The sequence below is a fragment of the Streptomyces sp. NPDC051907 genome (genome assembly GCF_040681075.1).
GTDB lineage: Bacteria > Actinomycetota > Actinomycetes > Streptomycetales > Streptomycetaceae > Streptomyces.
In genome coordinates, this window is the sequence record NZ_JBFAYB010000069.1 from 1 (window position 1) to 11561 (window position 11561).

11 protein-coding genes are annotated in these 11561 nt (G+C 71.2%); 6 read left to right on the forward strand and 5 right to left on the reverse strand.

The window, feature by feature from the left end:
* Positions 1-1323, reverse strand: a 1323-nt coding sequence (locus AB0M39_RS28915) for a pyridoxal phosphate-dependent aminotransferase family protein (protein WP_365368889.1), incomplete at its 3' end; no start/stop codon positions are given.
* A gap of 654 nt (positions 1324-1977) precedes the next feature.
* Between AB0M39_RS28915 and AB0M39_RS28920 the strand changes: the two genes are divergently transcribed.
* Genes AB0M39_RS28920 through AB0M39_RS28935 form a run of 4 tightly spaced genes read left to right on the forward strand, consistent with a single transcriptional unit; the run spans position 1978 to position 4572 of the window.
* On the forward strand, positions 1978-2703 hold the full coding sequence (locus AB0M39_RS28920) for a TetR/AcrR family transcriptional regulator (RefSeq protein ID WP_365368890.1): 726 nt from the start codon (positions 1978-1980) through the stop codon (positions 2701-2703).
* Entirely contained in the window at positions 2703-3029 is a 327-nt protein-coding gene (locus AB0M39_RS28925; protein ID WP_365368891.1) for a multidrug efflux SMR transporter, read from the forward strand. Before AB0M39_RS28920 ends, AB0M39_RS28925 begins: the two co-directional genes overlap by 1 nt.
* A gap of 2 nt (positions 3030-3031) precedes the next feature.
* Positions 3032-3643 carry a DUF5360 family protein gene (locus AB0M39_RS28930; RefSeq protein ID WP_365368892.1) on the forward strand — a complete coding sequence of 204 codons (612 nt, stop codon included), beginning with the start codon at positions 3032-3034 and terminating at the stop codon, positions 3641-3643.
* On the forward strand, positions 3640-4572 hold the full coding sequence (locus tag AB0M39_RS28935) for a pseudouridine synthase (RefSeq protein WP_365368893.1): 933 nt from the start codon (positions 3640-3642) through the stop codon (positions 4570-4572). Before AB0M39_RS28930 ends, AB0M39_RS28935 begins: the two co-directional genes overlap by 4 nt.
* Here the strand turns inward: AB0M39_RS28935 and AB0M39_RS28940 are convergent.
* Together AB0M39_RS28940 and AB0M39_RS28945 are read right to left on the reverse strand one after the other, a co-directional pair.
* Complete coding sequence (locus AB0M39_RS28940; protein ID WP_365368894.1) at positions 4557-5186, reverse strand: MBL fold metallo-hydrolase; 630 nt, start codon at positions 5184-5186, stop codon at positions 4557-4559. The genes AB0M39_RS28935 and AB0M39_RS28940 overlap by 16 nt on opposite strands.
* Complete coding sequence (locus AB0M39_RS28945; protein WP_365368895.1) at positions 5186-6271, reverse strand: S-(hydroxymethyl)mycothiol dehydrogenase; 1086 nt, start codon at positions 6269-6271, stop codon at positions 5186-5188. The genes AB0M39_RS28940 and AB0M39_RS28945 overlap by 1 nt, the downstream gene beginning before the upstream one ends.
* A gap of 334 nt (positions 6272-6605) precedes the next feature.
* Here AB0M39_RS28945 and phsA point away from each other — a divergent pair, with 334 nt between their 5' ends.
* The gene (gene phsA / locus AB0M39_RS28950) at positions 6606-8414 is read left to right on the forward strand and encodes an O-aminophenol oxidase PhsA (RefSeq protein WP_365368930.1); all 1809 of its coding nucleotides are present in this window, start codon (positions 6606-6608) and stop codon (positions 8412-8414) included.
* Between the two features lie 105 nt (positions 8415-8519).
* Here the strand turns inward: phsA and AB0M39_RS28955 are convergent, their stop codons facing one another.
* The gene (locus AB0M39_RS28955) at positions 8520-9983 is read right to left on the reverse strand and encodes an amino acid permease (protein ID WP_365368896.1); all 1464 of its coding nucleotides are present in this window, start codon (positions 9981-9983) and stop codon (positions 8520-8522) included.
* A gap of 223 nt (positions 9984-10206) precedes the next feature.
* Positions 10207-10908 carry an FCD domain-containing protein gene (locus AB0M39_RS28960; RefSeq protein WP_365368897.1) on the reverse strand — a complete coding sequence of 234 codons (702 nt, stop codon included), beginning with the start codon at positions 10906-10908 and terminating at the stop codon, positions 10207-10209.
* Positions 10909-11049: 141 nt separating this feature from the next.
* On the opposite strand from AB0M39_RS28960, the gene AB0M39_RS28965 reads away from it, so the two are divergent.
* Positions 11050-11559: a gluconokinase gene (locus tag AB0M39_RS28965; RefSeq protein ID WP_365368898.1), complete on the forward strand. Its 510-nt coding sequence runs from the start codon at positions 11050-11052 to the stop codon at positions 11557-11559.
* Positions 11560-11561 lie beyond the last annotated feature (2 nt).

The following is an 11561-nucleotide window of genomic DNA, read 5'->3' on the forward strand; positions in this document are numbered from 1 at the left end:
GCGCTCCAGGAGGTGGCGCAGCCGATGGTCGACGGTCGGCGCGTACGAGGGCTCCTCCTCCAGCCCGGGCGGGCAGTGCCAGGCGTCGGCCGGCCCCGAGACGCACTCCCGGGGGCGGACCAGGTCCGCCTCGGCGGCGAACGCCTCTATCACCCGGTCCAGTTGGTCGACGGTGTGGCTGGCCATGAAGCTCGTGCGCAGCCGGGGCGAGGCGGCGGGCGGCAGGACCGGGTTCACATAGACGCCGCGCTCGATCAGCCGGTGGTAGGCGGCGAGGGTCTCCATCGCGCCGGCGGTCGGCACGGGGATGATCGGCGTGGTGCTGTGGCCGGTCTGGACGCCGGCCTGCGCGAGGCCCCTTCGTACGTAGTCGGCGTTGGCCTGTAAGGAGACGACGAGTTCGGGCTCCGAGCGCAGGACGCGCAGCGCGGCGAGCGCGGCGGCCGTGTCGGCCGGCGTCATCGCCGCGCTGAACATGAGGCTGCGGGCGTGGTGCTTGAGGTAGTGGATCGCCTCCTCGCTGCCGGCGACCGCGCCGCCGAGGGAGGCGAGCGACTTGCTGAAGGTGACGGTGATCAGGTCGACCTGGTCGGTGAGCCCGAAGTGGGCGGCGGTGCCGCGGCCGTCGGCGAGCACGCCGAGGCCGTGAGCGTCGTCCACGACCAGGCGGGCGCCGTAGCGCCGGCAGACGGCGGATATCGCGGGCAGGTCGCAGACGTCGCCCTCCATGGAGTACACGCCGTCGACCACGACGAGCCGCGGCGCGTGGTCGGGCAGCCGCTCCAGCGCCTGGGCCAGCGCGGCGGGGTCGTTGTGCGGGACGCGGCGGACCTTGGCGCCGCTGAGGCGGCAGCCGTCGACGAGGGAGGCGTGCGCGTCCTTGTCGATCAGGACGTAGTCCCGGGGGGTCAGCAGCGCGGTGAGCACGCCGAGGTTGGTCTGGTAGCCGGTGGACATCACCAGCGCCGCGGGCTTGCCCAGGAAGCGGGCGAGCTCCTCCTCCAGCTGGTGGTGGAGGTCGATGTTGCCGTTGAGGAAGCGGGAGCCGGTGCAGGAGGTGCCGTAGGCGTCGAGCGCGTCGCGGGCCGCGGCTCGTACGCGCGGGTCGGCGGTCAGGCCGAGGTAGTTGTTGGAGCCGCACATGATCAGCTCGCGGCCGGCGCGCCGTACGGTCGTGCCCTCGTGGCCGTCGAGCGGCAGGAAGTAGGGGTAGAGGCCCGCCCCGATCAGCTCGGTCGCCGCGGTGAACGCGGCGAAGCGAGAGAATACGTCATTCTGCGCTGTACGGACCGTATGAACCGTGTTCTCTGTTATCGCATTCACGAAGAATTCCCCTAGCAGCTGGAATGCGCGCGCGACTGGGCCGGCCGTGTCGCGACCGGAATTTCCCGCGCGAAAAGGAGCGGTCCACGCAGTGAGAAATCAGCGCCTGGCGCATTCGCTCGCCCGATAGGTATTCCTGGCAGGCGGGAGGGAATGACGGGACGCAGGAGCGGATGACGAGAGTCGCGTGAGCCGAGAGAGGATCCACATCGCCGGACGGTGGATCCATAGGTCGCCGTTGACCTGGGGCAGCCCGGCGCGCCGGTCGTCAACGACCGCGCCGGCGCACGACTGCGGGACGCACCGCGGGGGCAGGGGCTGGGGGCGTGGTGCTGCGGGCCCCTGCGGCCCGGTGATGTTCGGTGCGGAGTCTAAGGTGTCAGTTTATTGGCCATTCAAATCCCCCGATCGACAAACTGATGATGATCCACTTCAACAGCAGACCGAATTAGGCGAGTGGACCGTAACCAGTTCCGGCCATTCATGTCAACCAAACCCTTGACAGCACTCCGCCAATCCACCTGGATTTAACAGTTCCGCTTTCTCGGCGGCGATCAGGCTCGGTCGGCAGGCCCTGCGAGGATGATGCTACGCTGCATTCGACCGTCCAGACGGTCGGTTTAGTTCGCCGGTACGGAAGAGACAGGTGGGACAGTGCGCGATCGGCTCCTCGACGCGGTGGAACGGCTGCTGGTGAAGGGCGGCGTGGACGCCGTCCGGCTGGACGCCGTGGCATCGGAGGCGGGGGTGAGCAAGGGCGGTCTGCTGCACCACTTCCCGAGCAAGCACGCCCTGGTGGAGGGCGTCGTCCAGCGGCTGGTGGACCGGTTCGAGGCGGTGCTGCCGGACCCCGGCGCGCCGCCGGGCGCCTACACCCGGGCCTGGCTCGACGCGTCGATCCCGGCCGCGGCCCCCGAGGAGGGCGACGAGCTGCCCGACGAGGTCCCTGTCGCCCTGCTCGCGGCGGCGGGAGGGCCCGAGGTGCTCGACGTGCTGCGGCGCCACTACCGCCGCTGGCAGGAGCGGCTGGAAGCGGACGGGCTGGCGCCGGGCGTGAGCTCGCTGGTGCGGATGGCGGTGGACGGCTGGTGGACCGCGCGTCTGCTCGGGCTCGCGGCGCCGCGCGGCGCGTCCCATGAGCAGCTCCGCGAGCTGGTGAGCCGGCTGATCGACGAGTCCGCCGCCCCAGCCGCCGACCCGGACGCCGCCCCCGGCACGCCCCCCGACACGCGCCGGTTCGCGGACCCTGACACGGGCCGTGTGGGACAGGATGGCGGCCAGGACACCGAACGAGGCGGCCTCGACGTCGGCCCGGACATCGGCCCCGGCGCCGAGCGGGCCGCCGGCGGGCGCGGCGAGGCAAGCGGGGAGACCGTCTGATGGGCATCGTTCTGGTCGCGGGCGCGATCGTCTCCGAGGTGATCGCCACGCTGGCGCTGCGCGCCTCCCACGGGCTGAGCCGCCTCGGCCCGAGCCTGCTGGTGGTGGCCGGCTATGCGACGGCGTTCGTGCTGCTGGCGCAGGCGCTCAAGACCCTCAACGTCGGCCCGGTGTACGCCATCTGGTCGGGCGTGGGCACCGTCGGCGCGTTCCTCGGCGGGGTCTTCCTCTTCGACGAGCCGGTGCGTCCGGCGACGATCGTCGGGGTGGTGCTCGTCGTGGTCGGCGTGGCCGTGATGTACCTCGGCGGCGGGATGGAGCACTGACGATGAGCCGCGCCGCGAAGGACGCCGAAGCGCCGAAGGGGGCGCAAGGGACACTGAAGGCACAGAAAGCGCAGGGGTCACAGAAGGCACAGGAGGCACAGCCGCCGAAGGAGACGGGCCTGCGCCTGGTCAAGGGGGCCATGCTCGTCACCGACGTCGCCTTCCTCCTCTACTGGACCGCCTCGCTCCTCGTCCTCATCCCCGCCCAGTACGCGTACAAGGACTACGACGACCCGGTGATGAGCGACTGGAACTATTCCTTCCTGCCGCTCGACATCGCCGCCAGCGCGACCGGTCTCGCCTCCCTCGTCCTCGCCCGCGGCGGCTGCGGCGCGGCCCTGCTCGCCCGGCGCCGGCTGGCCTGGCGCCCGCTGATGCTCGTCTCGCTCACCCTCACCAGCACCGCCGGGCTCCAGGCGGTGGTCTTCTGGGCGCTGCGCGGCGACTGGTCCCTCAGCTGGTGGATCCCCAACCTCTTCCTGCTGCTCTTCCCCGTCCCCGCGATCGTGCTGCTGGTGCGGCAGGACGCCCGCCCGTCGGGGCGCCCCGACGATCCGGCGCGCTCCCCCGCCTCCCGGAGCTCCGACGCGGTGGGCCTACAGTCGCCTCGGTGAGACGCAGACACCGCGGCGCCCCGCCCTCGCCGCTCCCCCAGCGCGACGGCATCGACCCCGTGCGGGTGCGCCTGCCCGCGGATCCGGACGGCGCCTGGGCCACGGTCGGCGACCACTTCGCGGCGCGGTACGGCCAGGCGGTGGGGGCTAAGAGGCTGGACGCCATGTTCCGGGAGGGGCGCGTCGTCTCCCTGGAGGGGGCGGTCGCCGCCGACGAGCCGTACGCCGAGGGGCGCTGTCTCTGGTTCCACCGGGACTTCGCCCCCGAGGAGCGGGTCCCCTTCGAGGTGGGGATCGTGTACCGCGACGAGCGCGTCCTAGTCGCCGACAAGCCGCACTTCCTGGCCACCACCCCGCGCGGCGGCCATATCACCGAGACGGCTCTGGCCCGGCTGCGCCGGGATCTGGGGCTGCCCGAGCTCCAGCCCGCGCACCGGCTGGACCGGCTGACGGCGGGGCTCGCGCTCTTCGTCGTACGGCCCGAGGACCGGGGCGCGTACCAGACGCTGTTCCGGGACCGTCTGGTGCGCAAGGAGTACGAGGCGGTGGCCGCGTACGACCCGGCCGTGGCGCTGCCCAGGACCGTGCGCAGCCGGATCGTCAAGGAGCGCGGGGTGCTGGCCGCCCGGGAGGAGCCCGGCGAGCCCAACAGCGAGAGCCGGATCGAGCTGGTCGAGCACCGGGGCCCTCTCGGCCGGTACCGGCTGCTGCCGGCCACCGGCCGCACCCACCAGCTGCGGGTCCATATGAACAGCCTGGGGCTGCCGCTCCTGGACGACCCGCTCTATCCGGTCGTCCAGGAGCGGCGCGCCGACGACTACTCCCGCCCGCTCCAGCTCCTGGCGAAGGTCCTGGAGTTCGCCGATCCGGCGACGGGCGAGCCGCGCCGCTTCGAGAGCGGGCTGCGGCTCGCTCAGTGGCCGCGCTGAATCCACTCCTGAAGATGCGGCGCCTCGTCGCCGATGGTGGTCGCGTCTCCGTGGCCGGTCCGCACCGCCGTCTCGGGCGGCAGGGCGAGCAGCCGGTCGCGGATCGAGTCGATGATCGTCGGGAAGTGGGAGAAGGACCGTCCGGTCGCGCCGGGGCCGCCCTGGAAGAGGGTGTCGCCGGTGAAGACCGTGGACAGCTCGGGGGCGTACAGACAGACCGCGCCCGGCGCGTGCCCCGGCGTGTGCAGCACGGTGAGCGTGATCCCGCCGACGGTCAGGCGCTGGCCGTCGGCCAGTTCGCCGTCGGGGGCGCGCTCGGGGTGCGTCTGCTTCCACAGCGGCAGATCGTCGGGGTGGAGCAGGATCGGCGCGCCGGTGGCGGCCGCGAGCGCCGGGGCCGCGTCGATGTGGTCGTTGTGGGCATGGGTGCACACGATGGCGCGCAGGGTGCGTCCGTCCAGCGCCGCCTCGATGGCCGGGGCGTCGTGGGCGGCGTCCACGACGATCGCCTCCTGGTCGTCGCCCACGATCCAGACGTTGTTGTCGACCTCCCAGCTTCCGCCGTCGAGCGTGAACACGCCGGAGGTGACGAGGCGGTCGATGCGGGCCGCCATCAGAGCTCGACCACCGAGCGGAGCACATCGCCTTCGTGCATCCGGGCGAAGGCCTTCTCCACGTCGCCCAGCCCGATCGTCTCGGTGACGAACGCGGCCAGGTCGATACGGCCCTGCTGGTGCAGGTCGATCAGCATCGGGAAGTCCCGGGACGGCAGACAGTCGCCGTACCAGGAGGACTTGAGCGCGCCGCCGCGGCCGAAGACGTCCAGCAGCGGGAGCTCCAGCTGCATCTCGGGGGTGGGCACGCCGACGAGGACGACCGTGCCGGCCAGGTCACGGGCGTAGAAGGCCTGCTTGTACGTCTCCGGGCGGCCGACCGCCTCGATGACGACGTCCGCGCCGAAGCCGCCGGTGAGCTCGCGGATCGCCTCGACGGGGTCGGTGGAACGGGAGTTGACGGTGTGGGTCGCGCCCATCGTCTTGGCCGTCTCGAGCTTCCGGTCGTCGATGTCGACGGCGATGACGCGGGCCGCTCCGGCCAGCCGCGCGCCGACGACGGCCGCGTCGCCGACGCCGCCGCAGCCGATGACGGCGACGGTGTCGCCGCGGCCGACCTGGCCGGTGTTGACGGCCGCGCCGATGCCGGCCATGACCCCGCAGCCCAGCAGGCCGGCGACGGCCGGGGAGACCGACGGGTCGACCTTGGTGCACTGCCCCGCGGCGACCAGGGTCTTCTCGGCGAAGGCCCCGATGCCGAGCGCCGGCGAGAGCTCCGTGCCGTCGAGGAGGGTCATCTTCTGCCGCGCGTTGTGGGTGTCGAAGCAGTACTGCGGCCGGCCGCGCCGACAGGCACGGCAGCGGCCGCACACCGCACGCCAGTTGAGGACGACGAAGTCACCGGGCTCGACCTCGGTGACGCCCGCGCCGACGGACTCCACCACTCCGGCCGCCTCATGGCCGAGAAGGAACGGGAAGTCGTCGTTGATCCCGCCCTGCTTGTAGTGCAGATCGGTGTGGCAGACGCCGCACGCCTGCACCTTCACCACGGCCTCGCCGGGTCCTGGATCGGGGACCACGATCGTCTCGACGCGTACCGGCTCGTTCTTCCCTGGCGCGATCACGCCCTGCACCTGCTGCGACATCGCAGTACCTGCCCTTCTCGGCCTCTTCGCACATGAAGTCGACCACCACTATGGCCTGTCACGGCGGCGCGCCGCGATGGCGTGTTTCTACGCTGCCCACCGGGGCGTACGGGATGATTTCGGCCAGACGCCTCGCAACGGGCAACTCCGGCACTCGCAGGGGTGTCTCCTCGGGTGCAGGACCAATGATCGAGCACGACGGTACGGGGGAAGTACGTTGACCGAGATCATCGACCGCACGACCGACCACACCACCCATGACACCACTGGCTCGACGACGCAGGACACGGCCGACGGCACGGCCCGGGAGAGCGCCGTCGCGGCGCCGGAGGCCCTGGCCGAGGCCGGCGGGCTGACGCCGTACGCCGACCCGCTGACGGTTCCGCCGGTGCTGCGCCCCGACGTGCCGGACGTGACCCAGGAGATCGAGATCGCGCTGCGCCCCACCTGGGCGCGGCTGCACTCGCAGCTGCCGCCGACCCTGATGTGGGGGTACGACGGCGTGGTCCCCGGCCCGACCATCGAGGTGCGGCGCGGCCGGCGCATCCGGATCGCCTGGACCAACCGGATCCCGCCGGGCAGCGAGTACCCCGTCACGGCGGTCGAGGTGGGCCCAGTGCCGCCGGGCCGGCCGCTGCCGCACAACCGGCCAGGCCGCGAAGGCGTCGAGCCGAACAAGGACGTGGCGGCGCTGCCCGCCTGGTCGGTGACGCATCTGCACGGCGCGCAGACCGGCGGAGGCAACGACGGCTGGGCGGACAACGCGGTGACCTGCGGCGACGCACAGCTGTCGGAGTATCCGAACGACCACCAGGCCGTGCAGTGGTGGTACCACGACCACGCCATGAACATCACCCGGTGGAACGTCTACGCGGGTCTGGTCGGCACGTATCTGGTGCGGGACGACGAGGAGGACGCCCTCCGCCTCCCGTCCGGGGACCGGGAGCTGCCGCTGATCCTCGCCGACCGCAATCTGGACACGGACGAGGACGGGCGGCTCAACGGGCGGCTGCTGCACAAGACGACTGTGCTGATCGCCAGCCACCCGGAGACGGGCAAGCCGGTGACGCTGCCCTTCCTCGGCCCGTACTCCACGGTGAACGGGACGATCTGGCCGCATCTCGACGTCGACGACGCCTGGTACCGGTTCCGGCTGGTGAACGCCTCCAACGCGCGGACCTACAACCTGGTGCTGGTCGACGAGGACGACAACCCGGTGCCCGGCGTGGTGCACCAGATCGGCAGCGACGGCGGGCTGCTGCCGCGCCCGGCGCCCGCGGACTTCACGGGCGGGCAGCCGCTGACCATCGCCCCGGCCGAGCGCTTCGATCTGCTCGTCGACTTCCGGGCGCTGGCCGGGAAGCGGCTGCGGCTGGTCAACAAGGGCCGCAACGAGCGGCCGGGCGTGCCGGACCTCGCGGACAGCGTCCCGTGTCCGCAGGTGATGGAGTTCCGGGTGCGCGAGAGCGGGCAGCGGGACGACTTCGTGCTGCCCGAGGTGCTGTCCGGGTCCTTCCGCCGCTTCGACCACGGCCAAGTGGACCACGGGCACCGGCTGATCGTGCTCACTCCGCCCGGGACGGTCGGGGGCGGCGGGCACCCCGAGATCTGGGAGATGAAGGAGCTCGAGCACGTCGACGTCCAGCTCCCGGCGGAGGGCGTGATCCAGGTCCAGGGCGCGGACGGCAGGGTCCGCACCTACCGGCGCACGGCGCGCACCTTCAACGACGGCTTGGGCATCACCATCGGCGAGGGCGCCTACGAGCAGTGGTCCTTCCTCAATCTGGGCGCTCCCATGCATCCGATGCACATCCATCTCGCGGACTTCCAGGTGGTGGCGCGGGAGGCGTACCAGGTCGGCGGCTTCGACCCGGCGCTCGGCGGGACCCGCAGCCCCGTCGTGCACGACCCGGGCCGGAAGATCCCCGTCCCGCCGAACGAGCAGGGCTGGAAGGACGTCTTCCGGGTGACCTCGGCGGAGCTGGTGAAGGTGATGGGCCGGTTCGACGGGGCGCACGGCCGGTTCATGTACCACTGCCATCTGCTGGAGCACGAGGACATGGGGATGATGCGGCCGTTCGTGGTGATGCCCAAGGAGGCGCTGAAGTTCGACCACGGCGCGGGCCACGGTCCGCACCACTGACGCCGCAAATGGGCAGGGCCCCCGCGGGATGTCTCCCGTGGGGGCCCTGCCCTCAGGCGTGCGGCCGTCAGGCGTGTGCGGCCGTCGGGCGCAGGCGCGCGTGCGTCACCCGGCCTTGCGCTCGGCCTCCGTCTGCGCGACGCGCTTGCGCACGAGGAACCAGCCGCCGACCAGCGCGGCCGCGATGAGCGGCAGACAGTTGACGGTCTTGCGGCTGATGTCGCCGTCCATCCACATCAGGCCCAGGACCGAGGCCAGGAAGACCATCGTGGCGATCTGGGTGTACGGGGCCCAGGGCAGCTGGTAGGAGGGGCGGGTGACCCGGCCGTCCTTGGAGCGGTGCCAGAACAGCAGCGAGCAGAGCATGATCATGCCCCAGGTGCCGATGATCCCGATGGAGGCGAAGTTCAGCACGAGCTCGAACGCCTCGCCCGGCATGACGTAGTTCAGGACCACGCCGAGGACGCCGAAGCCCGCGGTGAGCAGGATGCCGCCGTAGGGGACGCCGCCCTTGTTCATCACGCCGGTGAACTTGGGCGCGGAGCCGGACATCGACATCGAGCGCAGGATGCGGCCGGTCGAGTACAGGCCGGAGTTCAGGCTGGACAGGGCCGCGGTGAGCACGACCAGGTTCATCACGTCCGCCGCGCCGGGGATGCCGAGCTTGGCGAAGACGGTGACGAAGGGGCTCTGGTCGCCGGAGTACGCGGTGTACGGCAGCAGGAGCGCGAGGAGCACGACCGAGCCGACGTAGAAGAGGCCGACGCGCCACATGATCGAGTTGACGGCCTTCGGCATGATCTTCTCGGGGTTCTCGGTCTCGCCGGCGGCGACGCCGCACAGCTCGACGGAGGCGTAGGCGAAGACGACGCCCTGGATCAGCAGCAGCATCGGCATGACGCCGCTCGGGAAGATGCCGCCGTTGTCGGTGATGGTGGACAGGCCCGGGGTGTGGCCGCCGATGTCGTGCGAGGTCGCGACGAGGTAGATGCCGATGAGCATGAAGATGACCAGCGCGCCGACCTTGATGATCGCGAACCAGAACTCCATCTCGCCGAAGTACTTCACCGAGATGAGGTTGGCGGTGAGGACCACGGCGAGCGCGATGAGGGCGAGCACCCACTGCGGGATGTCGCTGAAGGCCGACCAGTAGTGCGCGAACACCGCGGCGGCCGTGATGTCGGCGATGGCGGTCGTCGACCAGTTGAGGAAGTACAGCCAGCCGGCCGCGAAGGCGCCCTTCTCGCCCATGAACTCACGGGCGTAGGAGACGAAGGCGCCGGAGGAGGGCCGGTAGAGGACCAGCTCGCCGAGCGCGCGCACGACGAAGAAGGCGAAGACGCCGCAGACCGCGTAGGCGATGAACAGCGAGGGGCCGGCGTTGGCCATGCGGCCGCCGGCGCCGAGGAAGAGTCCCGTACCGATGGCGCCGCCGATGGCGATCATGTTGATGTGCCGCGACTTGAGGTCCTTGCGGTACCCGGCGTCACCGGCGTCTACGTGGGGGGAGCTCGTCGCCGGGGCTTCGGCGACAGGCGTGTCGGCCGCAGACATGGTGCGGTCACTCATGGAGATGTTCGCCTTCGTGAGGGGGTGTGCGGTACCCGGCCATCGCCGGCGGCCTTCCCAGCGGTGCGGAAGACAGTCACCGCGGCTCGGCCTCTGGGCATAGAAGGCCCGAGGGCTCATAGTCGGGGCAACCCTGGGATTTTGGCAGTGGCCAACCTCACTCAGACATAGATCTGAGGTATTTCAGAGGTTTCGACAATGCGAACCAAGGGTGCCATGATCCTCAGGGAGCGAGCACATCCAGCTCCTGGAGGGCCCCCACGGCGATCTCGCGCGTGAGCTTCTCGGCCCGCTCGGCATCGCCTTCGCGAATGGCCTCGGCCACCTGGACGTGCAGGGTGACGGCCGCCGGATCGGGGTCGTGGAACATCACCTGGTGGTGGGTGCGGCCGGTGAGGACCTCGGCCACCACGTCGCCGAGCCGGGCGAACATCTCGTTGCCCGACGCGTTGAGCACCACCCGGTGGAAGGCGACGTCGTGCCGGAGGTACCCCTCCAACTGGTGGCCGCGCGAGGTCGCGACCATGCCCAGGGCCTCCTGGGTGAGGGCGGCGCACTGCTCGGGCGTGGCGTGCACGGCGGCCAGGCCCGCGGCGACCGGCTCGATCGCGGAGCGGAGCACGGTCAGCGAGCGCAGCTGGCGGGGGCGGTCCGCGCCGGCCAGCCGCCAGCGGATGACCCGCGGGTCGTAGACGTTCCACTCCTCGGCGGGGCGGACCCTCACGCCGACCCGGCGGCGGGACTCGACCAGGTGCATCGACTCCAGGACCCTGACCACTTCGCGTACGACGGTGCGCGAGACGTCGAAGCGCTGGGCCACCTCGTCCGTGCGCACCACGCTCCCCGTCGGGTACTCGCCCGCGGTGATCGCGAGGCCGAGCGTGTCCAGCACATGGGTATGGAGCCCCCGGCCCTCTGTGGTCATGGAGCAAGCCTACGGGGCGGGTTGCGCGAACAAAAAGTATGACGTTTATGTCTCGGCCTCTTGAATACGTCGCACCTAATGCGTTTCAGTAGCGCGACCGAACGATGTCGACGAAGACAGCGCAGACAGCGAGGCATCCACATGAGCACCCCCCACGTCGTCGTGGTGATGGGCGTCGCAGGCACGGGCAAGACCACCGTCGGGCCCCTGCTCGCCGCCGCACTGGGCGTCCCGTACGCCGAGGGCGACGACTTCCATCCGCCGGCGAACATCGCGAAGATGTCGGCCGGCACCCCGCTGGAGGACGCGGACCGCTGGCCGTGGCTCGACGCTGTCGGCCAGTGGGCGCACGGACGGGCGGGGCTCGGCGGAGTGGTCTCCAGCTCCGCGCTCAAGCGGGTCTACCGCGACCGGCTGCGGGCCGCGGCCCCCGACGCCGTCTTCCTTCATCTCACCGGCGACCGCGCGCTGATCGAGCGCCGGATGTCGGAGCGCACCGGGCACTTCATGCCCGCCGCGCTGCTGGACTCGCAGTTCGCCACGCTCGAGCCGCTGCAGAGCGACGAGGCGGGCGTCCGCGTCGACGTGTCCGGCGCACCACAAGAGATCACCGAACGTGCCGTCGCCGCCCTGCGCGGGCTCGACGGCTGAGC

Bases quoted from the DNA above. Each gene is read 5' to 3' on its own strand.
- AB0M39_RS28925 (WP_365368891.1), top strand. From the start codon at position 2,703: ATGGGCATCGTTCTGGTCGCGGGCGCGATCGTCTCCGAGGTGATCGCC.
- AB0M39_RS28930 (WP_365368892.1), top strand. From the start codon at position 3,032: ATGAGCCGCGCCGCGAAGGACGCCGAAGCGCCGAAGGGGGCGCAAGGG.
- AB0M39_RS28940 (WP_365368894.1), bottom strand. From the start codon at position 5,186: ATGGCGGCCCGCATCGACCGCCTCGTCACCTCCGGCGTGTTCACGCTC.
- AB0M39_RS28945 (WP_365368895.1), bottom strand. From the start codon at position 6,271: ATGTCGCAGCAGGTGCAGGGCGTGATCGCGCCAGGGAAGAACGAGCCG.
- AB0M39_RS28955 (WP_365368896.1), bottom strand. From the start codon at position 9,983: ATGAGTGACCGCACCATGTCTGCGGCCGACACGCCTGTCGCCGAAGCC.
- AB0M39_RS28960 (WP_365368897.1), bottom strand. From the start codon at position 10,908: ATGACCACAGAGGGCCGGGGGCTCCATACCCATGTGCTGGACACGCTC.
- AB0M39_RS28965 (WP_365368898.1), top strand. From the start codon at position 11,050: ATGAGCACCCCCCACGTCGTCGTGGTGATGGGCGTCGCAGGCACGGGC.